Source organism: Marinobacter bryozoorum (genome assembly GCF_023156245.1).
GTDB lineage: Bacteria > Pseudomonadota > Gammaproteobacteria > Pseudomonadales > Oleiphilaceae > Marinobacter > Marinobacter bryozoorum.
Map to the genome: position 1 here is coordinate 1 of NZ_JAKZAH010000024.1, position 25,492 is coordinate 25,492.

20 protein-coding genes are annotated in these 25,492 nt (G+C 60.1%); 11 read left to right on the top strand and 9 right to left on the bottom strand.

Annotation, left to right across the window (positions count from 1 at the left end; all coding sequences use genetic code 11):
• Positions 1-245: 245 nt before the first annotated feature.
• A complete protein-coding gene (locus MLC59_RS13105; protein WP_248234796.1) occupies positions 246-1,271 on the top strand; it encodes an NADP-dependent oxidoreductase in 1,026 nt (341 codons plus the stop codon).
• Between the two features lie 45 nt (positions 1,272-1,316).
• On the opposite strand, the gene MLC59_RS13110 is transcribed toward MLC59_RS13105, so the two are convergent.
• The 3 genes from MLC59_RS13110 to MLC59_RS13120 all read right to left on the bottom strand — a co-directional run bounded on the left by MLC59_RS13110 (position 1,317) and on the right by MLC59_RS13120 (position 3,473).
• Positions 1,317-2,033 (bottom strand): YebC/PmpR family DNA-binding transcriptional regulator, encoded by a 717-nt coding sequence (locus tag MLC59_RS13110; protein WP_248234797.1) that lies wholly within the window; start codon positions 2,031-2,033, stop codon positions 1,317-1,319.
• 88 nt (positions 2,034-2,121) lie between these two features.
• A complete protein-coding gene (locus MLC59_RS13115) occupies positions 2,122-2,922 on the bottom strand; it encodes an oxygen-binding di-iron domain-containing protein (RefSeq protein WP_248234800.1) in 801 nt (266 codons plus the stop codon).
• 107 nt (positions 2,923-3,029) lie between these two features.
• Positions 3,030-3,473 carry an SRPBCC family protein gene (locus MLC59_RS13120; protein ID WP_248234802.1) on the bottom strand — a complete coding sequence of 148 codons (444 nt, stop codon included), beginning with the start codon at positions 3,471-3,473 and terminating at the stop codon, positions 3,030-3,032.
• A 100-nt stretch (positions 3,474-3,573) separates the two neighbouring features.
• Here MLC59_RS13120 and MLC59_RS13125 point away from each other — a divergent pair, with 100 nt between their 5' ends.
• Together MLC59_RS13125 and MLC59_RS13130 are read left to right on the top strand one after the other, a co-directional pair.
• The gene (locus tag MLC59_RS13125; protein ID WP_248234804.1) at positions 3,574-4,692 is read left to right on the top strand and encodes an AI-2E family transporter; all 1,119 of its coding nucleotides are present in this window, start codon (positions 3,574-3,576) and stop codon (positions 4,690-4,692) included.
• A 125-nt stretch (positions 4,693-4,817) separates the two neighbouring features.
• Positions 4,818-5,885, top strand: a complete 1,068-nt coding sequence (locus tag MLC59_RS13130; RefSeq protein WP_345799780.1) for a proline racemase family protein — start codon at positions 4,818-4,820, stop codon at positions 5,883-5,885.
• Between the two features lie 86 nt (positions 5,886-5,971).
• On the opposite strand, the gene MLC59_RS13135 is transcribed toward MLC59_RS13130, so the two are convergent.
• Positions 5,972-7,270, bottom strand: a complete 1,299-nt coding sequence (locus MLC59_RS13135) for a nitrate- and nitrite sensing domain-containing protein (protein ID WP_248234806.1) — start codon at positions 7,268-7,270, stop codon at positions 5,972-5,974.
• A 227-nt stretch (positions 7,271-7,497) separates the two neighbouring features.
• On the opposite strand from MLC59_RS13135, the gene MLC59_RS13140 reads away from it, so the two are divergent.
• Positions 7,498-8,580, top strand: a complete 1,083-nt coding sequence (locus MLC59_RS13140; protein WP_248234810.1) for an efflux RND transporter periplasmic adaptor subunit — start codon at positions 7,498-7,500, stop codon at positions 8,578-8,580.
• A gap of 3 nt (positions 8,581-8,583) precedes the next feature.
• Positions 8,584-11,664: an efflux RND transporter permease subunit gene (locus MLC59_RS13145; RefSeq protein ID WP_248234811.1), complete on the top strand. Its 3,081-nt coding sequence runs from the start codon at positions 8,584-8,586 to the stop codon at positions 11,662-11,664.
• Between the two features lie 52 nt (positions 11,665-11,716).
• On the opposite strand, the gene MLC59_RS20035 is transcribed toward MLC59_RS13145, so the two are convergent.
• The 3 genes from MLC59_RS20035 to MLC59_RS13160 form a co-directional block, all read right to left on the bottom strand.
• Positions 11,717-12,577: a lipase secretion chaperone gene (locus tag MLC59_RS20035; RefSeq protein WP_248234814.1), complete on the bottom strand. Its 861-nt coding sequence runs from the start codon at positions 12,575-12,577 to the stop codon at positions 11,717-11,719.
• The gene (locus tag MLC59_RS13155; protein WP_248234815.1) at positions 12,574-13,638 is read right to left on the bottom strand and encodes an AraC family transcriptional regulator; all 1,065 of its coding nucleotides are present in this window, start codon (positions 13,636-13,638) and stop codon (positions 12,574-12,576) included. Before MLC59_RS13155 ends, MLC59_RS20035 begins: the two co-directional genes overlap by 4 nt.
• A gap of 148 nt (positions 13,639-13,786) precedes the next feature.
• The gene (locus MLC59_RS13160; RefSeq protein WP_248234816.1) at positions 13,787-14,968 is read right to left on the bottom strand and encodes a BaiN/RdsA family NAD(P)/FAD-dependent oxidoreductase; all 1,182 of its coding nucleotides are present in this window, start codon (positions 14,966-14,968) and stop codon (positions 13,787-13,789) included.
• Between the two features lie 278 nt (positions 14,969-15,246).
• Between MLC59_RS13160 and MLC59_RS13165 the strand changes: the two genes are divergently transcribed.
• Positions 15,247-16,191 (top strand): DegV family protein, encoded by a 945-nt coding sequence (locus MLC59_RS13165; RefSeq protein WP_248234819.1) that lies wholly within the window; start codon positions 15,247-15,249, stop codon positions 16,189-16,191.
• 107 nt (positions 16,192-16,298) lie between these two features.
• Here MLC59_RS13165 and fdxA read toward each other — a convergent pair whose 3' ends face one another.
• Together fdxA and mutS are read right to left on the bottom strand one after the other, a co-directional pair.
• Positions 16,299-16,622, bottom strand: a complete 324-nt coding sequence (gene fdxA, locus MLC59_RS13170; protein ID WP_091849422.1) for a ferredoxin FdxA — start codon at positions 16,620-16,622, stop codon at positions 16,299-16,301.
• 181 nt (positions 16,623-16,803) lie between these two features.
• Entirely contained in the window at positions 16,804-19,416 is a 2,613-nt protein-coding gene (mutS, locus tag MLC59_RS13175; RefSeq protein ID WP_248234823.1) for a DNA mismatch repair protein MutS, read from the bottom strand.
• 175 nt (positions 19,417-19,591) lie between these two features.
• Between mutS and MLC59_RS13180 the strand changes: the two genes are divergently transcribed.
• The 5 genes from MLC59_RS13180 (at position 19,592) to fixJ (ending at position 25,490) form a co-directional block, all read left to right on the top strand.
• On the top strand, positions 19,592-20,089 hold the full coding sequence (locus MLC59_RS13180; protein WP_248234824.1) for a CinA family protein: 498 nt from the start codon (positions 19,592-19,594) through the stop codon (positions 20,087-20,089).
• Between the two features lie 110 nt (positions 20,090-20,199).
• Positions 20,200-21,252 carry a recombinase RecA gene (gene recA / locus MLC59_RS13185; protein WP_248234827.1) on the top strand — a complete coding sequence of 351 codons (1,053 nt, stop codon included), beginning with the start codon at positions 20,200-20,202 and terminating at the stop codon, positions 21,250-21,252.
• Positions 21,253-21,296: 44 nt separating this feature from the next.
• Positions 21,297-21,767: a flavodoxin family protein gene (locus MLC59_RS13190; RefSeq protein WP_248234830.1), complete on the top strand. Its 471-nt coding sequence runs from the start codon at positions 21,297-21,299 to the stop codon at positions 21,765-21,767.
• Positions 21,768-22,366: 599 nt separating this feature from the next.
• The gene (locus MLC59_RS13195) at positions 22,367-24,778 is read left to right on the top strand and encodes a Lon protease family protein (RefSeq protein ID WP_248234831.1); all 2,412 of its coding nucleotides are present in this window, start codon (positions 22,367-22,369) and stop codon (positions 24,776-24,778) included.
• Between the two features lie 85 nt (positions 24,779-24,863).
• Positions 24,864-25,490, top strand: coding sequence for a response regulator FixJ (fixJ, locus tag MLC59_RS13200; RefSeq protein WP_248234832.1), 627 nt, complete (start codon positions 24,864-24,866; stop codon positions 25,488-25,490).
• Positions 25,491-25,492: the final 2 nt, after the last annotated feature.

Consider the following 25,492-nt stretch of genomic DNA (forward strand, 5'->3'; position numbering starts at 1 on the left):
AACCTTCGCCACCGCGCCTAGCTCTCAAGGCTCTCAGTGGCTCAGTAGATCAGCGAATTAACCAAACGGGACACTAGGTGTCGGTAACGTCGGTATTACCATCGTCATCCTGCCACCGCGCTTGTTCGCATAAATAAAGTTATCACCCTCTTCGCAGGTCAAACGCATCACATTTGACCGGGAGCTTTTTTAGCTGCATCCTGATCCGGTTTCGTAACGCAACCAGATACAGGAGAGCTACAACAGTGAGTGACTACACCAATCGCGCCATCGTGTTGAATCAGCGGCCCCAGGGCGAAATCCAGGACGGTGACCTGAAGCTTGTCGAAAAGCCGGTCCGTGACCTGAAAGAGGGCGAGGTCCTGGCCAGGACCCTGTGGCTGTCGCTGGACCCATACATGCGTCCGCGCATGAATGACTCCAAGGGATACATGGACCCCATCGGTATTGGTGAAGCGATTGTGGGTGAAGTCGTGGCCCGTATCGTCGAGTCCAAGTCTGACAAGTACAACGTCGGCGACCTGGTGACCTGTTACGCTGGCTGGCAGGAGTACTCCGTATTCCCGGATACCGCAGACATGGTCTACAAGATTCAGGAAAAGGCGGGCGTGCCGCTGCAGGCCTACCTGGGTGTTGCCGGCATGCCGGGTCGTACCGGTTATTGCGGCCTGATGTACGTGGGCGAGCCAAAGGCTGGTGAAACGGTGGTGGTTTCCGCAGCCTCAGGCCCGGTAGGCACCGTGGTTGGTCAGACCGCGAAGAAGGAAGGTTGCCGTGCGGTTGGCGTTGCCGGTGGTCCCGATAAGTGCCGCTACGTGGTAGAGGAACTGGGCTTCGATGCCTGTGTCGATTACAAGGCCGGCAACCTGGAAGAGGACCTGAAAGCGGCTTGCCCGGATGGTATCGACATCTATTTCGAGAACGTCGGCGGTGCGGTCACCCGCGCTGTGGCGCCGCTGCTCAACGAAGGTGCCCGGGTACCCATCTGCGGTTATGTTTCCGCCTACAACGCGGAAGATCCCACCAAGGTGGAAACTCCTTTCCACGTACTCAAGGCACTGAACCCGGTTCCAGAGCACCGTTTCTTCCTGGTTACCGAGTGGCAGGATCGGCACCAGGAAATCACCGGTATCCTGGCGGACCGGGTGGCGTCAGGCGAGATCAAGTACCGTGAGACCGTGGCCGAAGGCCTGGATAACGCGGTTGAGGCGTTCAAGGGAATGCTGAAAGGGAAGAACTTCGGTAAGCAACTGGTTCATATTGCGGACTGATTTGCTGGCCAGGCCCGCGAGCTTTCGCGGGCCTCCCTTCTGATATCAAAGCTCGGCGTTGTGGTAAACGTTCTGAACGTCATCCAGGTCGTTGAGCATGTCCAGGAATTTCTCGAACATCTCCACATCATCACCCTGAACCGGCGTCGTTGTCTGGGGCAGGAACTGGATGTCATCCACCTCGAATTCCAGGCCTTCGAACGCACCGGTCAGGGCCTGCCTGGCCTTGGCGTATTCGGTGTTGGGCGCGAAGACGGTAATCAGGCCGTCTTCCTGTTCGATGTCGCTGACATCGACATCTGCTTCCATCAGTGCTTCCAGGACCGCTTCCTCATCGTCGCCCTTGAAGGCAAGGATGGCGCAGTGATCAAACATATGGCTGACGCTGCCGGGAGTGCCGATCTTGGACTTGGTCTTGGTGAAGCAAACGCGGACATCGCCAAAGGTGCGGTTAGGGTTGTCGGTAAGACAGTCCACGATCACCATGCAATTGCCGGGTCCGAAACCTTCGTAGCGGGCGGTGGAGAAGTCTTCGCCGGTGCCCCCCCTGGCTTTGTCCAGAGCCTTCTCGATGACGTGGGTAGGCACCTGGTCTTTCTTGGCGCGATCAATCAGCCCGCGCAGCGCAAGGTTGGCGTCCGGGTCGGGACCACCGGACTTGGCGGTCACGTAGATTTCCCGGCCGTACTTGCTATAAACACGGGTTTTCGCTGCGGCCGTCTTGGCCATGGAGTCTTTTCGGTTCTGGTAGGCTCTGCCCATGGTCTGGATCCTGTGGTTCGTCGGGGAATGCGAATAGTACACTGGCATTTACCGTCAAACCACTGACCTGAGTCACGGCCTGGGACCGTCAGATAAACTCCTTGGGGGGCCGGTAATGCTCCTGGGTCATCAGGTCGATGCCGCAATCCACGGAGGAGACCCACTGCAGGAAGCGAGCGATCATTTCAGGCCCTTCGAAGCGCTTGCCGTGTTGGGGTACGATCATGGAAACGTCCATGCCCCGCACCATGTTGGCCCAGAGTTCACACACCTTGCGAGAGCCAATGTAGCGTCGATGGAAGCCCTTCATGAACGGAATGTGGGCATCGAAGTCTGTCACCGGTTTGTGGTCTTCCGTGGCCCCCATGGACGCCCCCAGGTCTCCGGAGAAGAGAATCTTCGATACGGGATCATAGAACTGCAGGTTGCCCACCGAGTGCATAAAGTGAGCGGGCAGGCATTCGATATGGCTGTCACCGAACCTCACCCGGGCGCCCTTGTCGGGAACCGGGATAATCCGGTCGAAGACATTGCTTCCCAGCTGGTTGGTGACATAGCCGGAGGCCAGGTGAGGCAGGAACCGGGCCCACAGCTTGGAGGTGACGATCTGGGCACGGGTATGTACGATCCACCGGTCGATGGCGCCGATAATATCGGGATCCTGGTGGGAGGCGAACACATAGTCCATTTCACGGATATTCATGTATCGTGATGCAGCCACGGCCAGGGGGGTGTAGGTCAGGTCACCGCCCGGGTCGATAAGGGCTTCGTGCTTTCCGTCCACGATCAGGAACTGGTTGGACTGGACGCCCTCACCGGTCACCAGTGAATCGAACATCAGGCATTTATGATGACCGTTATCAAACAGGACGATGGGCTCGGCTGCCATCTCTTACTCCTTGGCTGAAGCGAAACATGGGGCAGGAGCATACGGAGGCATTTGCGCCAGTGCATTGCGTCAGGTCAACCTGACTGACATTAATCAAGACTCTGTAATCAGGACCCTGTGCCGGCCAGTACTTTCTGAAGGCGCCGGGCGCCCCGGTTAAGGACCCGTTGCATCGCAGCCTGGAGCGTGGTGCCGGAGTAGGGCACCACCTCGTCGAAGTCTACGGTGTAGTGCAATCCGGTGAGGCGGTCGGGCGTTTCTGAAAGCCGGATACGACCCAGGTGATTGCGAAAGGCGCTGAAGCTGGTCACGGTATATTCGATCAGATGATCCGGCTCGAAGGTAATGATGGTTTCTTCGATGCCCACAGGGCCGATGCCGATCCAGCGCACCGAGCCGGTTCCGTTAGGGTCGGCCTGGTCGCTGTCGCGGATGCGCCTGACCGGCAGGCCGATCAGTTCGCCAAGACGATTATGGTCGGACAGCAGGCTGAATACCTGTTCCCGCGGGAAAGGCAGTTGTTCTGTAAGTTCGGCGCGGAATTTTGACATAGGCAAAGGCCTGTCATTGTTATTGTTTAAACGTTTAGACTAACCCGTTAGCGACCAGAGAAAAAGTCGCACTTGCCCACCCATATCCAGGACGTACGTAATGAACACGGATGAACCTGTGTCAGAGGCACGGTCAGAAAAAGACGACACAGCCGGGCCCCGCTGGAAAGCACTGGGGGACCTGGCAACACCGCTTTACGGACTGTTCGGTCTGGGCGTGCTGTACACGTTGTATATTGCGCACCAGATCGTGCTGCCAATTATCCTTGCCATCCTCGCGAGCCTGTTGCTGGCGCCGGCAGTCAGCCGCGCCCTGCGTTTCGGTGTACCCCGGTTTGTCAGTTCGCTGGTGCTTGTGGTGGCTTTGCTTGCGGGCATTCTCGGGCTTGGCTGGGCCGTTGTTACCCCTGCCCTGGAGTGGGCTGAGGAGGCGCCGGAGGGTATCTCCCGGCTGCTGGTAGGCCAGAGTACATTCCGCACCCAGCTGGAAAAAGTCTCTGAATCGGCCCGCAAGGTGGAAGAGTCCATGGAGGACCTGGCGGAAAACGAGGCCCGGGAACAGCCCACGACGGTCGTGCTGCAGACAGAGTCCTGGCGCAGCCAGTTAATGACCAAGGCCCGCAAGGGTATTGTTGGTCTTGCGCTCAGCCTTGCGCTGACCTACTTCCTTCTGGTCAGCGGTGACCGCCTGATCCATAATTTTATCCGGCAGTTGCCTACCGGGCAGCGACGCCGGGCGCTGACGATCGTGCGGGACTCCCAGAGCCAGATTGCCCAGTATCTCGGCGTTATCGGGGTCAGTAACCTGGTTATTGGTATCACTACCGGCCTGATGTGCTGGGCCATTGGATTGCCTGACCCTGCTATCTGGGGGCTGGTGGCAGGACTTGCCCGGTTTGTGCCCTATCTTGGGGTTATCCTGACCATCACCCTGTTGGCGGTTGTGTCTGCCACCAGCCTCGACGAAGTGTGGCTGATGGCTGTCGCGCCGCTGGGTTACCTGATACTCACTTCACTGGTAGGGTTCTTCATCGAACCGTGGATTCACGGTTTTCGAATGGCGATCAATCCCGTTATCATCTTCGTGGCCATTTTTTTCTGGGGCTGGTTATGGGGCCCCGTGGGAGTCCTGCTGGCAGTCCCGCTGATGACGGTGATTCAGGTGGTGCTCAAGCAGATACCGCGGTTAAGGCCCGTTTACCGGGTAATTGCCCGGTAAACCAAACTATCTTCTGGTGATCTATCCTGATTCCTGAGCCTGTCAATTAATAACAAGGAGGCGCGGATGACCATTTCAGAGACCATGAAGACCGTGCAGGTTCCGAGAAGCCAAGGGAGTCGCCTGTGCCGGTGACCGGGTTCCGTCGCCCCCACCACCGCACCCGCTCCATTGAACTGGTGGATATGCAGTCGGGCGGCGATGTGTCGCGGATTGTTACCCGGGGTGTCGGGCACCTGCCCGGCGGCTCGGTACTGGAGCAGATGCGCTATTTGCAGCGTCACGGCGATGGCTTTCGCCGCTGGTTGCTGAACGAGCCCTACGGGGATCCCTATATGTCGGTGGACCTTATCGTTCCGGCAGATCATCCCCGGGCCCAGGCCGGATACATTATCATGGAGGCCATGGGCTATCCGCTGTACTCCGGGTCCAATACCATCTGCACGGCGACGGCGATTCTCGAGAACGGCGTGGTGCCGCTGGAGGAAGGAGAGCAGACCCTGGTGCTGGAATCCCCGGCGGGGCTGGCCTGGGTGACCGCCCACAACCGGGATGGCCGGGTACAGTCAGTGACCACTCGCAGTGAACCGGCCTTTGTCTGTGAGCAGAACGTAAAAGTGGATGTGCCCGGTTGGGGTGAAGTCCGCTTTGACCTGGTTTGGAGCGGTGCCTACTTTGCGCTGGTGGACGCCGAGGCCTTGGGCTTTGCCCTGATGCCTGGTGAGACCGGGCGTATGGCTGAGTTCGGCTTGGCACTGGTGGAGGCCGCCAGGCCGGTGGTAACGGATCAGCATCCAGAATTGGGCGATGTCGGACCACTGCCGTTTGCGCATTTTATGGGACCGCTGGAGCCGGTGGCGGGGGGCTATCGTTCCCGCTCCGCTACCTATGTGCATCCGGGGGTTATCTGCCGCAGCCCCACCGGCACTGGTACCACGGCAAGGATGGCACTGATGTACCAGAACGGAGAGCTGCGCGCCGGTGAAACCCTCGAAACCGTGTCACCCAGGGGCAGCGCCTTTGTTGGCCGGTTACTCGGAGAGACCGCCGTCAGTCATTACCGGGCGGTGGATACGGATATCACAGGTCGTGCCTGGACGCTGGCCCGTTCGGAGGTGTTGCTGGACCTTGATGACCCGCTGGTGGATGTATCTGACCTGGAAGGCGTGCTCAACTCCGGTCCTGCGGCCTAGCAGTTTGCGACTTCCTGCCGTGCGGACTCGCTGAGTCCTGCCTGGATCCTTGCCTGACCTGCCGTGCCCCTGACCGATGTGCCGCCCTAGCGCAGCAACCCGGTCATGGAGAGTACGGACCGGGCCACTTCGGGCAGCTTGCGTCCCTGGTCCATGGCCAGTCTGCGCAATTGTTTATGGGCTTCGCTTTCACACACCTGTTGATGTTGCATGAGTATGGCTGCTGCTTTTTCGACGGCGCGGCGATCTTCCAGCGCCTCACGGGCCTGCTGCAATTCCTGGTTGACCTGGTCCAGTCGCCGGGCTTGCTGCTGCACCAGGTCCATGAGGGACCGGCCCAGCCGGCGGCCGGTTTCGGATGTTGGAACGGCGTCCTCACCATTACTTTCACCCGAGCGGCAGACCACCAGCACCGGCTCCGGGGCATGGCCTGACCCATCCAGTCCCTCCATCAGCTTTTCCTCGTGGGCCAGGGCATTGCGTGCCTCGGCGTAGCGTGCAGTGCATCGGCGATGGAAGTGAGCCTCCAACAGGTCTTCGAGTTCCTTGAGCTGGTCAATCCGCAGCGTCATCAGGGTAAACCAGTTATTCGCCAGTTCAGGCTCCAGGCTCCGCTTCCGGTTCAAGGAGCAGGCCACGCCCCGTAGCCGGCGGATATCCTGCCACCAGGACTCACTGTTGTGGCGTCGCCAGAGTACCAGCACATCTTTGTCAGCGAACTGGCTGAACACCTCGAAGGACTGCTCCTGCGCATCAATGAGGTGCGCCATGCGCCGGGACAGGGCGTGGCTGAACTGGCCCCGGGAAAATCCCAGAGAACCCCAGGCCCGTTCCTGCCCGGCCATCTCCTTGGCTTGCATCAGGTTGACCATGGCTACCATCATGCCAGCGATGGCGGGGTCCACGACCGATTCCGCTGCATCAAAGACCATGGTAAGCAGGTGCCGGATACGTTCGCCGTAGGCCTGGATGGCTGCTTCTGCTGCCAGGGACCGGGTTTGGGCCTGGCGGCGCAGGTCCGGCAGGGACCCGAGACCGTGGAGCGCGGCAGCGATGGAGTTGAGCAGGCTGGTGCTGGTCGGCTGGCTGGTCAGTTCGCCGTGGATTTCCATCAACTCCTGTTCGAAGGTCCTTATTTGCTGGTCACTGTCATGGATCATGGTCCCCAGTTCGCTGGCAAAGCGGGTTCCCCCCGAGCCCAGGAAGACATTGGTTGCGCCCCGTTCCCGCTGTAGCCTGTGGACCAGGTTCCCGGTGCTCAGAACCAGCTTGCCCATCTGCAGGTAACGCTCCAGGTTCAGCAATTCACAGCGCTTCGAAGCGATCAGGTAGTCCCTGGCAAGGGGCCGTTCAGGGGCCACGGAGCTGGGCATTGCGGGTGCCATGATTGTATCTCCCTGGAATTTGCCATCGTCAGCGGCGGGGCACGGCTACGTGGCCCGACCGTGTTCAGCAGGGTTCAGGCAATTTGTGGGCCAGTTGAGAACGCGCGCTGTTAAACGACATTAAACAAACGATCGTTTGAGGCGAGCCGGGGTTTCTGTAAAAATGCCTGAATTTTCAGCGAAAAGTCGTGATGGCGGCTCTTCCATTTCAGGGAGTGAGTTGGGGTATGTCGAAAATCAGTTGGAGCTCTGCAGGTCTTTCTGTCCTGGTGTTGGTGGCCCTGGTGGTATGGCTTCTCACCGGGGATATTCGCTCGGCAGAGGATGACGTTCCCGAGGAGGCTCGCCAGGACAGTTCGACGGAACTCCCGGCGGTCGAGGTTGAGCGGCGAACGGCAAGCACTTTCGAGCCTTCGGTCAGGCTGCAAGGCCAGGTGGAGGCCTGGCGACGGGTAGAGGTGACAGCCCGCCTGGCTGCTGAGGTCCAGGAGCTGAGCGTAGAGCTGGGAGACTCGGTGAAGCAGGGTGAGCGCCTTCTTGTGTTGTCCGAGGATGACCGGCCGGCGGCCGTGGCGGGTGCACGGGCCCGTGTCCGCCAGCTGGAAGCGGAGCTGGCGGCCACCGATCGCCTGCGCTCTGACAGGCTGGCGTCCGAATCGGATAAATTGAGACTTGAGGCAGAGCTTGCGGCCGCCCGGGCCGAGTTACGCCAGGCGAGTCTGGCAATGACCTACCTGGAGCCCAAAGCGCCCTTCGATGGCACCGTTAACGCCAGGCTCGTGGAAGCCGGTACGCTGGTGCAGGCGGGTGAACCACTGTTCGAACTGGTCCAGGTTGATCCGCTGAAGGTTTCCGGCTTTGTGCCCCAGCAGCAGGCAGGTCAGCTGGTGACCGGCCAGCCGGTTACTGTCAGCTTGCTCGACGGCCGGAAGCTGGAAGGGGAGCTGACCTTCGTCGCCAGTGCCGCCGACCACGAAACCCGCAGCTTTCGCATCGAGGCCCGGGTCCGGAACCCGGAACAACTGCGCATTGCCGGCGGCAGCGCCAGCCTGGAGATTCATCAGCCCCCCACAGAGGCCCTGTTCCTGTCCCCGGCGTTACTTAGCCTGGGGCCTGACGGGCGCCCGGGTATCCTCCATGTAACTGATGACAACCGGGTCGCCTTCAGCGAGGTCAACCTGTTGAGTGTAGGCACAGAGGGTGCCTGGGTCAGTGGTATCGAGCTTCCGGTAAACCTGATCACCCGCGGCGGTGGGTTCGTGGCACAGGGCCAGCAAGTCAGACCGGTCCCCGTTGAGCGGGAGGACTGATCCATGCGCACGCTGATCCATGCGGCGATGGACCGGAGCCGCACCACATTATTGTTGCTCAGCTTCCTGGTCATGGGGGGTATCGCGGCGTTCAACGCTATCCCCAAGGAGTCCAACCCCGACGTCACCATTCCCACCATCTATGTGTCGGTCACCCTGGAGGGCGTCAGCCCGGAGGATGCGGAACGTCTTCTCGTGCGGCCCCTGGAGCAGGAATTGCGCTCACTGGAGGGCATCAAGGAAATGCGCGCCACCGCGGCGGAAGGCTATGCCTCCGTTGTGCTGGAGTTTGATGCCGGTTTTAACCCGGACCAGGCCCTGCAAGACGTGAGGGAGAAGGTCGACGCGGCCCAGTCCGAGTTGCCGACCGAGGCAGATGAGCCCTCCGTCAATGAGATCAACGTATCCCTGTTCCCCATTCTTTCCGTTGGCCTTTCCGGTCCACTTTCCGAGCGGGAACTGATAACCATTGCCCGGGAACTGCAGGAAGCTATTGAGGGCATTCCGGAAGTCCTGGAAGTGGAGATTGGCGGCGACCGGGAGGACCTGCTGGAAATCGTCGTTGACCCGCAGGTACTGGAAAGCTACGGCGTAGACTATGACCAGCTGGCCACCCTGGTTCGGCGTAATAACCAGTTGGTGGCGGCAGGCAGCCTGGACAACGGCCAGGGACGAATGGCCATCAAGGTGCCTGGCGTTGTGGAGAACGTCGAGGACGTTATGGCCATGCCGGTAAAGGTCAGCGGTGACCGGGTGGTGACATTTGGCGATGTGGCTGTCTTGCAACGCACCTTCAAGGACCCGACCGGGTTCGCCCGCATCAATGGCGAGCCGGCCGTTGTGCTGGAGGTGTCCAAGCGTGCCGGGGCAAATATCCTGGAAACCGTTGCCCAGGTCCGCGGGCTGATGGATGCCGCTGCCCCGCGCCTGTCGGACGAGCTGGAAGTGCGGTACACCATGGACCAGTCCGAGGATGTCCGGGAGATCCTCTCTGACCTGCTCAATAACGTTCTGACGGCAATAGTGCTGGTGGTTATCGTGGTTATTGCCGCCATGGGGCCACGCTCAGCCGCCCTGGTTGGTATTACCATCCCTGGGGCATTTCTCAGCGGTATCCTGGTGATCTGGGGGATGGGCTACACCATGAACATCGTGGTGCTGTTCAGCCTGATCCTCGTAGCCGGGATGCTGGTGGATGGCGCCATTGTGGTATCTGAGTTGGCGGATCGAAACCTGTCGGAAGGAATGTCACCGCCAAAGGCCTGGGCGGAGGCAGCGAGCCGAATGGCATGGCCGGTGATTGCCTCGACCGCAACCACCCTGGCCGTCTTCGTACCGCTGCTGTTCTGGCCGGACACGGTGGGGGAGTTCATGAGATATCTCCCGATCACCGTGATTATCTGCCTGACGGCGTCATTGGCCATGGCCCTGGTTTTCCTGCCGGTAATGGGCGGCGTCAGCGGTGGCGGCCGACAGCAGAGCGCGTCCGGTGAGGGGCTCTTTGTAAAGGGGTATCGCCGGGTGCTGTCGACACTGCTGCGGTTTCCCGGAACCACCCTGTTCGGCGCACTGTTGATTGTGGGTGCTATTGGCTGGGCCTACAGTGAACTCAACCATGGTGTCGAGTTCTTCCCGGACGTCGAGCCGGAATCTGCCCAGGTCCAGGTCCGGGCCAGGGGCGACCTGTCCGTCCATGAGCGCGATGCGATTGTGCGGGAAGTGGAACGGCGACTGGCGGGGTCGCCTGAAGTGCTGTCCCTCTATGCAAGGTCCATGGTTAGCCCCGGGGAACGGATGGCACCGGATGTGATTGGTACGCTTCAGTTCCGGTTTGCAGAGTGGGATGAGCGTCGGCCTGCATCGGAAATCCTCGCTGATTTCCGGCGGATAACCGCCGATATACCGGGTATCGTGCTGGAGTTCCGCCAGCAGGAGGAAGGCCCGGGCGGCGGAAAACCCATTGAAATCATGGTTACCAGCCAGGATTACGACAGGCTGGACGCTTACGTCAGCGACCTGAGGGCTGCCATGGACGAGGTGGGTGGCTTTGTTGATGTCGAGGACGACCGCAGCTTACCGGGTATCGAGTGGCGTCTCGAAGTTGACAGGGAGGCTGCCTCGCGCTTCGGTACCGATGTGGCGAGCATCGGCAGTTCTGTACGGCTGGTGACCAACGGCCTGGTCCTTGCGACCTATCGCCCGGCGGATGTGCGGGACGAAGTGGACATTGCGGTGCGCGTGCCCGCGGCCTGGCGGGAGCTGGATCAGTTTGAGCGCCAGACCCTGAATACGTCCAGGGGGCAGGTTCCCCTGTCCCAGTTCGTAACCCTGGAGCCGGCCGCAAAGACAGGCACTATTTCGCGCCTTGACGGCGAGCGCGCGATCACCATCAAGGCCGACGTAAAGTCGGGCTACAACGCCAATGCCCAGCTTGAAGCCTTGCGGGACCGGTTACCGGAACTGCCTGACCGGGTTCAGGTCACCTTCGGTGGCGAGGATGAAGAGCAACGCCGGGCCATGGAGTTCCTGATGACAGCGTTCCTGGTGGCCATTGGCCTGATGACGCTGATCCTGGTTACCCAGTTCAATTCCCTGTATCAGACCTTGTTGATTCTGTCGGCCATCGTACTGTCGACAGCGGGTGTTCTGCTCGGACTATTGTTCAATGGGCAATCATTCGGTGTGGTCATGGTCGGTATGGGAATAATTGCCCTGGCCGGGATCGTGGTGAATAACAACATCATACTGATTGATACCTTCAATCAGTTGCGTTCTTCCGGGCTGCACGCCAGGGAGGCTGCACTGGAAACCGGCTGCCTGCGTCTGAGACCGGTGCTGCTGACAGCGATAACAACCATACTGGGCCTGATGCCCATGGTGCTGGGTGTGAACGTGGACCTACTGACGCCGTCCCTGGGTATCAATGCACCTTCTACCCAGTGGTGGACCCAGTTGTCCAGTGCCATTGCTGGCGGGCTGGCGTTTGCCACATTCCTGACCTTGCTGCTGACGCCGGTGCTGTTGGTGATCGGGCCAGGATCCCGAAAGAAGAGAGGGCAGGCGGAGGCTGGCGAAGCGGCCTGACCCAGGCCAGGCCACCGATCAGTTGGTGGCCTGACCCAGGCCAGGCCACCGATCAGTTGGTGGCCTGGCCAGCCGTGGCGTTGCCGTCTTCGTTCCCGACGGGCAGTACTTCGGGGTAACGGGATGCCACTTCCCGCTGTTTTTCGGTGCGCTGTTCCGGTGTAAGGTCTGGGTCGGCCTGTATCTCCATAACGTCGAGGGTGTAGCGGGTCAGCTGCTCTTCCCTGCCATAGAGCTGTTCGGCCAGTTCCGGACCCAGGTGGGTGCGACGGAGCCGTTCAACCTGCCTGTAATCATTGCGCAGGGTTCCGGGATCGGAGTGCATGGCCAGGGTATCGGATATTTCCCGGAAGGCGTTGCTGTACCGGTAGAACTTTTCGGCCACCTCGGCGGCTTGTGTCCCCGCAGGGCCCTCAAGCCCGGCTGCAATCATGGCTTTGATAGCTTCCAGCTGCTTTTCATCCACGGTGACCCGCGCATCCATGAACGCCTGTTCCAGTACCGTTTGCGCCGCTTCATTGATGACCACATCCCCGTTTTCGTCTATGTCGACCTGGCTAAGGGCGTGGGCGACCTGTTCAATCTGGAAAGGAATGGTCAGTTCGGGTTCAGCGTCTGCTTCTGTCGTTCCTGTGGATGCTTCCGGTTCGCTGGCTGTCAGCAGAGATCCGGAAAAGGTTTGCGCTTCTGCCCCGGAAGGTCGCTGGGCCGGCTGCCCGGACGGCGGATCAGCCTCAGTGACCTGCGCTGGTGCCTGCGCCGGGGCTTCGTCGGTAATCAACACCTTGGCGCCAGCCCATATCGCAATAGCGACGGCGCCAAGTACGCCTGCACTGGCACCGATCATGGCCTTCCGGTTGTTGCGTCCGGGTGGTGGCGCAGGCTTCCGTGACCCGGGTATTCTGGTGCTCACGGCATGAGCCCCTCAATGCCCTCGCGCTCACGAATATGGGAAATGGTGGTGCCCGCCCATTTTTTCATGGCCCGCCGCAGGCTCGAGGCGCAGGAAAAGCCGACAATCTCGGCCACTTCGTCCACGCTCAGTGCGGATGACCGTAGCTGGTGTGTGGCGATTTCCATACGAACCGAATGCAGCAACTTGCGGAAGGATGTTTTCTCTGCTGCCAGGCGCCGGGTCAGGGAACGGGGAGGCATCTGCATGCCTTGCGCCACCTGATCCAGGTCGATATTCGGATTAAAGTGGGCGCGGATGTGCCAGCGTACGCGGTCAGTAAAGCTGATATCGACCGGGGCCTGGTTCAGCTCCTGCTCGCACTGCTGGATAAGTTTTCGCCATGCCCGGCGACGGTAGGGGCGGAAAGGCTGGATAACGTAGTTATAGTCTGCGGATATGGCTGTCTTGTCGGCACCGAAGGTTACCGACTTGCACGGCAACTCGCTGTAAAGGTCCACATGGGCCGGCTCCGGGTAATCCAGCGTGACATGCACATCGGTATCCCTGGCCCCGGGGTTGCCGCACAGGGTCCATAGCCGCGCCGTCATGGCAACCCGGAATTCCAGTGTGAACTGACGGACATCCTCGTCATAGACCTCGTCGGCAGAGTACTCGAGGGGGTCAACCACCCGGCGATTACAGTCGATATAGGTGGTGGGGCGTGACACCATCAGTGCGTAGTAGGGTTGGGCGATGACCAGGTACCGCCGGAACGCTTCGCCGGCTTCCTTCAGGCTGGGGCTGGAGTTAATGGTGTACCCCAGGGTGCCCCAGAAACTCCAGTCCAGCTCCATGCCGGTGATCAGTCCCAGCCCGGGCTTGCGGCACAACTGGATTCCGTTACGCACCAGTGCCTGTTGTTGCAGGTAACTGATGCGAATATCCTGCATATCAAACATGGCCGGTGAAATACCGGTGCCGCGGAGCAAGTCGCCGAGATTCGCGCCGTGGCGGGTGAATACTTCGATAAAGCCCAGTGGGTGGAGGTGAAGCGGGATCACTCTGGCGTTAAAGTCCATGGCGGAGAGCCCTCTTTTTGTCAGTGGCGGTTGTCAATGGCCTTTTTGTATGGCTGTTGTAACGGCTGTTGACAGTGTGCCGTTATTCTCACTCCGGTAACAGGAACCCCTTAACAAAAAACGACTTCCTCACGGGCCGGGGTAATCGTCAGGCAACGTTTCCGGCCGCCACGGCCGAGGCCCAGGCCCACTGGAAGTTGTGCCCGCCCAGGTGACCAGTGATGTCGACTACCTCACCAATAAAGAACAGCCCCGTCACATCCGTCGCGGCCATTGTTTTCGAGGATAGCTGACGTGTGTCCACGCCTCCGAGGGTAACCTCAGCCGTTCGGTAGCCTTCGGTGCCCGCAGGGCGCAGGGTCCAGCCGGACAGGGTGTTGGCTATATCATCGAGGTCCGCGTTGCGATAGCCCTGCAGCGGCCCGGACCAACCCTGCAACTCTGCAAACGCCCGGGCGAAACGCCGTGGCAGGGTGCGTGCCAGGTATCGCTCCAGGGTCAGGGTGGGGCTATCTGATTTGAGCTGACCCAGTACATCCCGGGGTTGCTCCCCCGGTAGCAGGTCAATGGCTATCGGGTCGCCGGGCTGCCAGAAGCTGGAAATCTGTAACATGGCCGGCCCGCTGAGCCCGCGATGGGTGACCAGCATGGGCTCCCGGAAATGTTCCCCGTTACAGGTAACGTCCACGGGGCAGCTGATGCCTGCCAGTGGGGAAAGTTGCTGTTTTAATTCCGGGGTAAGCGTAAACGGCACCAGTCCGGCCCGGGTTGGAAGCACCGTCAGTCCAAACTGCCGGGCAATCTCGTAGCCGAAACCGGTTGCACCCATGGTAGGGATTGAAAGGCCCCCGGTGGCGATAACCAGTGATCCGCATTCCACCACACCGTCGCTGGTCCGGATGCGCCAGCTGGTTCCGACCTGGTCAACGCTTTCCGCCGGGGTTTTCAGCCGGATTTCCGCGCCGGCCCATTCACATTCCGTGAGCAGCATATCCAGTATGTCCCGGGCGCTGTCGCGACAGAACAGTTGGCCGGCTGCCTTCTCCTCGTGCTCAATGCCGTGGCGCTCCACCAGTTCCAGGAAATCCTGTGGTGTATAACGCTTGAGTGCCGAGATGCAAAAGTGGGGGTTGTCTGACAGGAAATTTGCCGGCGTACTGTTGAGGTTGGTGAAGTTACAGCGGCCGCCCCCGGACATGAGAATCTTGCGACCTGCTTTCGGTGCATGATCAATGACCAGTACGCTGCGGCCGCGATAGCCTGCCGTGGCGGCGCACATCAGGCCGGCGGCACCAGCGCCGATAATGACTACGTCGAAGGTTTTCGCCATTTGGACCTCGGTTGGTGCAGGGGGCGTTTCGGCGGCAGTATAACGACCGCACTGGCGGTTGTCCTGTCAGAGGCCGCTCCCCGGCCGGGAAGGTTAAAGATTGTCGTGTTCCGGGGCTGTGCCTGGAAATATCCATCGACCGTTCGAATTGCTCCCTGAGTGCGCTATGGTGCTGGTGTAGATACCCCCAATAACGAGTTACCACCAATAACAATGAGTGGCCCCGGCACAATGCCTGCCATCACGGGATTTCAGGGGCCCGAAGACTGGAGATTCCCATGAAAGTTGGATTAATCGTCGATTCCGCCTGCGATCTGCCCCACGACTTTATCCATGAAAATGGCCTGTTCATCCTGCCCCTGACGGCGCGGATCGACGGCCAGACCTTTGTCGACGACCACAATCCTGAAACCACCGAGGATTTCTATCGACAGGGCCTGCTGGATAAGGGTCACCACGCTGAAACCGAGGCCTTCTCCGCTGAGCAGATCCGTGACCTGTTCCTTGAAAAGGTGGTTCCCAACTACGACGTGGCAATCTGTGAGACGGTAGATCGCACCCGCAGCCAGATCTACAGTCACGCCACTGAAGCCATGAACATGGTAATGGCCCGGGCCCGCAGCGTGAGGGACGAAGCCGGCATCGAGGGCAACTTCACCATGCGCGTGATTGACAGTGGTCAGCTGTTTGCCGGACAGGGTCTGCTGGCAGCCTATACGGTTGGCTTGCTCGGCAAGGGGCTCAGCAAGAACGCGCTGCGCCACGAGGTGGAGAGGTTTTCTGCCAACCTGTGGACCTGTGTGGTTCCCCGTGACCTCCACTATATCCGCGAGCGGGCCCGGCGCCGTGGCGACAAGAGTGTTTCCGCTGTGGTGGCGTTCCTGGGCAAGGCCCTGAATATCACCCCGATTATCTGGGGGCAGGGCGTAGTGGCCCGACCGGTAGCCAAGACCCGGTCCATGGATGCTGCGGTGGAGAAGGTTATGGACTACGCGATCCGTCGCATCAAGGCTGGCTTGCTGACACCTGCCGTGTCCATGTCCTGCGGTATGTCCTGGGAGGAAATCGAGGCCTTGCCTGGCCTGGATCGCCTGCGGCGTTGCTGTGAAGAAAACGGAGTGACGTTGTTGCTGTCCCGAATGGGTATCACCAGCAGTATCTACCTGGGGCCGGGGAGCATCTGTCTGTCACTGGCAGCGGAAGATCACGACTTTGACCGTTAGCGCCACCAGGGCGCCGATGCCCGCCCGGTAAACGCAGAAGGGGAGCCCGCGGGCTCCCCTTCTGGTGCTGGTGTGGCCAGGCAGGCCGGTCGAAAACCGGTGCCTGATCAGCGCTCCAGGTATTGCAGCTTGTCTGGCTTGCCGTCCCATTCTTCAGCGTCCGGAAGCGGGTCCTTTTTCTCGGTGATGTTGGGCCACTTGCCAGCGAGGTCGGCGTTTATCTCGATAAAGGGCTCCTGTCCGGCCGGCAGCTCATCCTCCGAGAAAATCGCCTCTGCAGGGCACTCAGGCTCGCACAGGGCGCAGTCGATACACTCGTCCGGGTCAATCACCAGAAAGTTCGGGCCTTCGTAAAAGCAGTCTACCGGACATACTTCAACGCAGTCCGTGTATTTGCACTTGATGCAGTTGTCGGTAACCACAAAGGTCATAGTCGGATTCCTGGTCTGGTGGTCAATCTCATCAGTGGGATGGTCCCGGATATCCGCCGTTGCCTGGCGAAGACCATTGCGGCCATCCTTTTTCTGATCGTTAATAATCGGCGCCCGATATTGTAGGGAGCGGCCACGTGCCCCGCAAGCGTCACGGGGCTATAACCTTATGATCCGCATCTCACGTTTTCAGCATCCGGCGCAACTCATACAGGTGCTCCAGGGCCTGGCGAGGGGTCAGGTTGTCCGGGTCCAGGGATTCCAGTGCCCGTTCCACCGCGCTGGGTTCGAGGCTTGCGAACATATCGCCCTGGAATACTTCTGAGTCTGGCGACTGTGGTGTCTTTGGGGTAGCCGGAGGACCTGCGAGAGTTACGGGAGCGTCGTTTTCGCCTTCCAGTCGCTTGAGCTGCTGGCGGGCATGCTGGATAACGCCATGGGGCACCCCGGCCAGCTGCGCCACCTGGAGACCATAACTCTGGCTGGCGGGGCCATCATGCACCGTGTGCAGGAAGACAATGCTGTCTTCGTGTTCGGTAGCGGTGAGGTGCACGTTGACGGCGTGCTCCAACTGGTCAGCCAGTTGGGTCAGCTCGAAATAGTGGGTGGCAAACAGGGTGTAGCAACCAATTTCCCGGGCCAGGTGCTCGGCGGTCGCCCAGGCCAGGGACAGGCCATCAAAGGTGCTGGTGCCCCGGCCCACTTCGTCCATCAGCACCAGGCTGTGAGCGGTGGCGTTGTGCAGGATATTGGCGGTTTCTGTCATTTCCACCATGAAGGTTGAGCGGCCACCGGCAATATCGTCAGAAGATCCCATGCGGGTGAAAATTCGATCCACCGGGCCCAGCACGGCCCGGTCAGCAGGAACAAAGCTGCCGCAGTAGGCGAGTAAGGCAATCAGGGCGGTCTGGCGCATGTAAGTGGACTTACCGCCCATGTTCGGGCCGGTGATAACCAGCATTCGCCGCTGCTCGTCCATCAACACATTGTTGGGGACAAAGGGTTCGTCCAGCAGCTGCTCGACTACCGGGTGACGACCGGCGTCGATATCCAGGCCGGGCTGTTCGCGGAACCCGGGTGCGGTCAGTCGAAGACTGGTGGCCCGCTCGGCGAAGTTGGCCAGCACGTCCAGCTCTGCCAGCGCCTGGGCACTGTCCTGCAGGTGAGGCAGTTGTTCCGCCAGGCGCTCCAGCAGTTCGTCATAGAGGCCTTTTTCCCGGGCCAGGGCGCGGCTCTTGGCGCTCAGGGCCTTGTCTTCGAATTCCTTGAGCTCCGGGGTGATAAAGCGCTCGGCGTTCTTCAGGGTCTGGCGGCGTATGTAGTCCACCGGCGCCTGGTCAGACTGGGCCCGGCTGATCTCGATGTAATAGCCGTGCACCCGGTTGTAGCCCACCTTCAGGGTGCTGATACCGGTCCGTTCCCGCTCCCGTGTCTCCACATCCAGCAGGTACTGGCCGGCGTTCTCGCTGATGTTGCGGAGGTCATCCAGCTCGTCGTCGTAGCCTTCACGGATCACGCCGCCGTCCCTGATGACCACGGGTGGATTGTCGATGACGGCTCGCTCCAGCAGTTCGCTGAGTTGCGGGTATTCGCTGATGGTGTTCGCCAGTTCAACGACGTGATCGGAGTTCACCGGGGTAAGGGCCCGTTGCAGATCGGGCAGGGCGGCGAAGGCATCCCGAAGCCGGGCCAGGTCCCGGGGGCGGGCTGAGCGCAGGGCGACCCGGGCCAGGATACGTTCAATGTCGCCTACCTTTTTTAGCAAGTCGTGCACGGGTTCGTAATGGAAACCGTCCAGCAGGGCAGCGACCGCATGTTGCCGTTGGCGCACCTGTTCTGCGTCTCGCAGCGGCCGGTTGAGCCAGCGCCGGAGCTGCCGGGCGCCCATGGCGGTGGCGGTGCGATCCATGACCCAGGCCAGTGTGTGCTGGTGGCCGCCCAGCAGGTTGGTGTCGATCTCCAGGTTGCGGCGGCTGGTGGCGTCCAGCACCACGGCGTCTTCCCGCCGCTCGCGGGTGAGCTTGCGGATATGGGGCAGGGCTGTGCGCTGGGTTTCCCGGGCGTACTGCAGCAGGCAACCGGCGGCGCAGATGGCCAGTGTAAGGTCTTCGCAGCCGAAGCCGGTAAGGTCGCGCACCTGGAGTTGCTGGGTGAGTAACCGGTGGGCTGTGTCACCCTCGAACAGCCAGGGCCCCTGGCGCCTTATCCCGTTGAGGCCCTCCAGCACGTCCGGGTAGGGGAAGTCCTCGCTAATGAGCACTTCCGCCGGGCTGAGGCGCTGGATTTCTTCCTGCAGGGCGTCCAGCCCCTCGATCTCAGACACCGCAAAGCGCCCGCTGGAAATGTCCAGGGTAGCTATGCCGAAGTTGCCTCGACTGTGGTGGATCGCCAATAGCAGATTGTCTCTGCGGTCTTCCAGGAAGGCCTCGTCGCTGAGGGTGCCGGGAGTGATGATGCGCACCACCCGGCGTTCCACCGGGCCCTTGGCGGTGGCCGGGTCGCCAACTTGTTCACAGATGGCAATGGATTGCCCGCTCCGCACCAGGCGAGCGATGTAGTTCTCGGCAGCATGGTAGGGGACGCCCGCCATGGGGATCGGACTGCCGCCAGACTGGCCCCGGGCCGTCAGGGTGATGTCGATCAGTTCAGCCGCTTTCTTGGCGTCCTCATAGAACAGCTCGTAGAAATCCCCCATTCGGTAGAACAGCAGTTCATTGGGGTGTTCACCCTTGATCTTGAGGTACTGGCGGATCATGGGAGTATGCTGGGATTGGTCGTTCTGGGCTGCCGACATGAAAACGTCCGGTTAAAGTTGTGCGGTCTCTGTCTGGAGTCTGATTGCTGCCCGTGTAGAATCGGACAATCACCGGATGGTGCCGTCACTGAATAAACACGGCACCGGGGCCGGCCCGGGCAGGCCACCGGATTGTAAGAGAAACGGCCAGCGGATGAAATGAGGAGGCGTGTGAATGCTCAAGGAAACAACCCTGCAACAAACGGTGCAGCAACTGGGTGACCTGCTCTCCCTGAGAGGCGAAACCGTGGTAACCGCCGAGAGCTGCACCGGTGGCTGGATGGCGAAGGCGTTGACGGACCGGGCCGGCTCATCGGCCTATGTCCTGGGGGGACTTGTCACTTATAGCAACAGCATGAAATGTGACCTGTTGGACGTGCCATCCGAGATACTGGCGGAGCATGGCGCGGTCAGTGAACCGGTGGTGCGACAGATGGTGGCAGGTGCCGTCCAGGCAACTGGTGCCAACTATGCCATTGCCACCAGCGGCGTTGCCGGCCCGGGGGGAGGCACTGAGGACAAGCCGGTAGGAACGGTCTGGTTTGCGTGGGGGGCGCCCGCCAGCGGTATTGTCGCGCAGCAATGCCACTTTGACGGCGACCGGGATGCCGTGCGCCGACAGAGCGTTGTCTATGCCCTGCAGGGACTGCTGGATTACCTGCACAAGGCATAAGTGGCTGATATGGCGGCTTTCCGGGAAAGGGGTTGGTCTGCCGCCACGACTGTGTTTTAATACTGTTCAAGTATACAGTAACCGGTCAGGACTATTGAGGGTTTGCACCGATGGAAGACAATCGCAAGAAAGCACTGAGTGCTGCACTGAGCCAGATCGAGCGTCAGTTCGGCAAGGGCGCCGTCATGAAAATGGGCGACCAGCCCCGGGAGGCCATCCCGGCCGTGTCTACCGGCTCACTGGGGCTGGATGTGGCCCTGGGTATCGGCGGGTTGCCCTATGGTCGTATCGTCGAAATCTATGGCCCCGAGAGCTCCGGTAAGACCACGCTGACTCTCCAGGTCGTCGCGGAGGCCCAGAAGCAGGGTAAAACCTGCGCGTTTGTCGATGCCGAGCATGCCCTGGACCCGATCTATGCGGAGAAACTGGGCGTGAATGTGGACGACCTGCTGGTTTCCCAGCCGGACACCGGTGAGCAGGCCCTGGAAATTGCCGATATGCTGGTTCGTTCCAACGCTGTAGACGTGATCATCGTCGACTCGGTTGCCGCGCTTACCCCCAAGGCGGAAATCGAAGGCGAGATGGGCGACAGCCATGTCGGCCTGCAGGCACGCCTTATGTCCCAGGCCCTGCGCAAGCTGACTGGTAACGTCAAGCACGCCAACTGCCTGATGGTTTTTATCAACCAGATCCGTATGAAGATCGGCGTGATGTTCGGCAGCCCGGAAACCACCACCGGTGGTAATGCCCTCAAGTTCTACTCTTCCGTTCGCCTGGATATCCGTCGCATCGGCTCCGTGAAGGAAGGCGATGAGGTAGTGGGTAACGAAACCCGGGTGAAGGTGGTCAAGAACAAGGTGTCGCCGCCCTTCAAGCAGGCCGAGTTCCAGATCATGTACGGCAAGGGCATCTACCACATGGCTGAAGTGCTCGATATGGGCGTTAAAGAAGGCTTTGTGGACAAGTCCGGTGCCTGGTACGCCTACAAAGGCGACAAGATCGGTCAGGGCAAGGCCAATGCCGCCAAGTTCCTGGAAGAAAACCCTGAGGTGGCGACCGAGATCGAGGCTGGCATCCGTGAGAAGCTGATGCCCAAGCCGGTTCCAAAGGACAAGGCTGCGGCAGAAGTGGCTGCGGAAGAGACCAACGACGAGCTGCTCTGATTCGTTGCTGATTGTTTCGCCGGGTTAACTGGAGAAAGGGTGCCATGGGAGACACCAGGAAATTGTTGATCGTGGCCCACGCCCCTTCGCCAAATACCCGCAAGTTGCGGGATGCGGTGGCGGAGGGTGCTGGTCACCCGGACATCGAGAATGTCGAAGTCCGGGTACTGGCGCCGCTGGACGCAGGGCCGGAGGATGTGCTCTGGTGTGATGCCATCCTGCTCGGTACCACTGAGAACCTCGGGTATATGAGTGGTGCCCTGAAGGATTTCTTTGACCGCAGTTATTACCCCTGCCTCGAAGAAACCCAGGCGTTGCCTTTTACCTTCTATATCCGTGCTGGCCACGATGGTACGGGTACCCATCGTGCCATTGAGAGTATTACCACGGGCCTGCGTTGGCGGCAGGTGCAGGAGCCCCTGCTGTGTCGGGGCGAATTCCGTGAGGAATTCGTGGAGCAGTGTCGCGACCTGGGCATGACCATGGCGGCCAGCCTGGACGCTGGCCTGCTCTGACCTTCAGTTGCAACCAGGGCAGCTGGCCTGGCCTTGACCGGGTTGTGCCCGGTTAAGCGCTGGTGCTGATATTGCGCCCCCGGCGGTCTTCCAGCTCCGCAGGCTGGCGGGTCCTGGGGTTCAGTAACCTGGGCCTCCGCCGACTGGCTTTTCGCCGCCGGTCCGGGCCATCGAAGGGTAACTGGCCACGGCGCCGATCTGGCTGTACTCGCCGGTCAGTTGCCGGTTTTGCCGGCGCTGGTGGGGCTTCCCTTATTCGAACAACTTCCTTTGCCGGCGTTTTCTTTGTGCGGTCCAGCGCTGAAAGTGAATGGGTCAGCGTTTTCAGAATGTCCACAAGCCTTTCTCCCTGCCAGGTCGTTCCCTCCGAGAGCGGAAAGCCGACGGTTGCGGTCGGCCATAATGAACGCACTTCCTGATAATCTATCGGCCTCCTATGATTAATCTTTAATCAATAAATGTGAGTTTATTCACAGTCCGGAAGGGTTCCGATACGGAACGCGACAGTTGTTCTCCAACGTCCTACAATGGCGGGTTCTCCGGGGCGGAAATTTCCGTCCGTATCCTGACACCCCGACCGGCAACAACAGGACATCACTTTGAAGGCATTGCCCCTGAATCAGCTTTACAAGGCTTGCGTACTCAAGGACCTCCCCTTCAAGACCACCCGACAGCTGGATCCCCTGGCTGAAATCGTGGGTCAGAACCGCGCCCAGGAAGCCGTCCGCTTTGCGCTTTCCATGCCTCATGGGGGCTATAACGTGTACGCCGTGGGCCGCAATGGGCTGGGCAAGCGCACCATGATGTTGCGCTACCTGGAACACCATGAGGATAAAGAGCACCGAATCCACGACTGGTGTTACGTCGCCAATTTCGATGACCCCAGGGTACCCAGGATGCTGCGACTGCCGTCAGGGGAAGGCGCGAACCTGAAGCAGGATATGGAGAAGCTCATGTCCCGGCTGGTCAAGATGATCCCCCAGACCTTCGACAGCGACAACTTCCTTGAGCGGGCCGAGCAGCTGAAGAATGAGTATGGCAAGAAGCAGGAAGATGAACTGGAGAAAGTCGCTAACCAGGCCAAGCGCAAGAAGGTGAGCCTGACCCTGACCACGCCCGGTGGCTATCGACTGGTGGCCATGAACGGTGAAGAGCCCCACACAGCCGAGAGCTTCGCCCAGCTAACCGAGGCCCAGCGCAACAAGTTTGAAGATGAGATCAACAAGCTTGAGAAGAAACTGCGCCAGGCGGTAAGAAAGATCGCCGACTGGGAGCAGGAATACGCGGAAAAGCAGCAGTCCCTGAACCAGGAGACCCTGGAGTCCATCTCTGGTCACCAGATTGACGAGCTGACCGCCCGCTATGAAAGCCTGCCCGACGTGGTCGCCTACCTGGAAGCAGTTCGCGAAGACCTGGCAGAGAACCTGGATATTTTCCTCGACGACAACGAGGAGCAGGCCGCCATCGCCTACGCGTCACTGGACAAGAAAATGCCCCGGCGCTACCTGGTTAACCTGCTGGTTCACCAGAAGACTGATGAGGTGCCTGTGATCGTGGAGGACAACCCCACTTACCACAATCTGTTTGGCTACGTGGAGAATGTTACCTTCAAGGGCACCGTGTTCACCGACTATTCACTGATTCGCCCGGGCAGCCTGCACCGTGCCAACGGCGGCTATCTGCTGATGGATGCCATCAAGGTGCTGGAGCAGCCCTTCGTATGGGATGGTCTCAAGCGCGCCTTGCGTAGCAAGTCCATCATGATTAACTCCCTGGAGCGGGAGCTTACCCTCTCCGGCACCATCTCACTGGAGCCGGAAGCGATCCCCCTGGACGTAAAAATCGTCTTGTTTGGCGACCGGGAAACCTGGATGCTGCTGCAGGAATACGATCCGGAATTCGCCGAGTTGTTCCGGGTGACGGCAGATTTCGAGAACGAAATGCGGCGAACACCGGAAAGCCAGGTGCTCTACGCCAAGTTCATTGCCAGCCTGGTACACGAGAAATCCCTGCTGCACTGTGACCGCAAGGCCGTGGCCCGGATCATCGAATACAGCTCACGTACCGCGGAGCACCAGGGCCGGTTGTCGCTTCACGCCGCCGATATTGCCAACCTGTTACGGGAGTCAGATTATTGGGCCCGGCAGGCCGGTGCCCGCTTGATACACGCCGACCATGTGGAGCAGGCCCTGGCCAGTGCCCAGTACCGTAGCAGCCGGATTCGGGATCAGTTCTACGACTCGATCCGTGATGGTTCCACGCTGGTGACGACGGAAGGCAAGCGTATCGGGCAGGTGAACGCGCTGTCGGTGCTGTCCACGGGCGGCTTCGAGTTTGGTCTGTCCAACCGGGTGACCGCGACCTGTTACTACGGAGACGGTGACGTCATGGACATCGAGCGGGACGTCAAGCTTGGCGGCAATATCCATTCCAAGGGCGTAATGATCCTCAGTGCCTGGATGTCTTCCCGGTTTGCCCGCAAGGACCCCATGCACCTGTCAGCCAGCCTTACGTTTGAGCAGAATTATGGCGAGGTAGACGGTGACAGTGCCTCAGTGGCAGAGCTGTGCGCCCTGGTTTCGGCCCTGTCTGATATTCCGGTCCGCCAGGATATGGCGATCACCGGTTCGATGAATCAGTTTGGCGAGATCCAGCCGATCGGCGGTGCAAACGAAAAGATCGAAGGCTTCTTCGAGACCTGCGTGATCAAGGGGCTGACCGGCACCCAGGGTGTGATCATCCCGGCCACCAATGTCCAGAACCTGATGCTCGACAGCCGCGTGGTTGACGCGGTCAGGGAAGGTCAGTTCCATGTTTACCCGGTGCACTCAGTGGAGGAGGCCATTGAGCTGCTGCTGGGCAAGCCGGCCGGTCGTGTGGACCGAAAGGGTAATTACCCGAGAGGTACGGTCTTCGCCACGATCACCAGGCGGCTGGCAGATATGCGGGAGCATGAGCGACAGGAGCATGAAGGACACTCAGGGGCTGCAAAGGACTCCACGATCCATTAACCTCTTGGAAATGCCCGGATAAGTCCCGGATTTTCCGGCGTGTTCCCGGTTTACGGCAGGGCCAACCATAACAGGAGCGACAACAATGACCGATATCCAGCAAACCGTGTACGTGGTCGAGGATGATGAGGCAGTACGCGATTCACTGGAATTGCTGCTGAAATCCGATGGCAAGCAGGTGAAAACCTACCCCAGCGCCACCGACTTTCTCGGCGATTATTCCGAGCAGATGGCCGGTTGTATCGTACTGGATATCCGCATGCCTGGTATGGACGGCATGGAACTCCAGAAAAAGCTCAATGGCCGCCATTCGTTGTTGCCCATCATCTTCGTGACCGGCCACGGTGACGTGCCCCTGGCCGTGGACGCCATGAAAGAGGGCGCCGTGGACTTTATCCAGAAGCCATACCGTGAAGAAGCCCTGCTGGAAAAGATCGAGTCAGCGCTGGAGCAGGACCAGGAACAGCGCAAGACCCTCGGTGAGCGGCAGGAGATCGTCCGCAAGATCAAGACCCTGACGCCCCGTGAAACCGAGATCATGGAGCGGATGATTGCCGGCCAGGCCAACAAGGTCATCGCCATCGAGCTGGATATCAGCCAGCGTACGGTGGAGATCCACCGGTCCCGGGTAATGCACAAGATGGGCACGCACTCGCTGGCACACCTGGTGCGCATGGTGTTGTCCGTAAAGGACCTTATCGACGTCGGATGAAA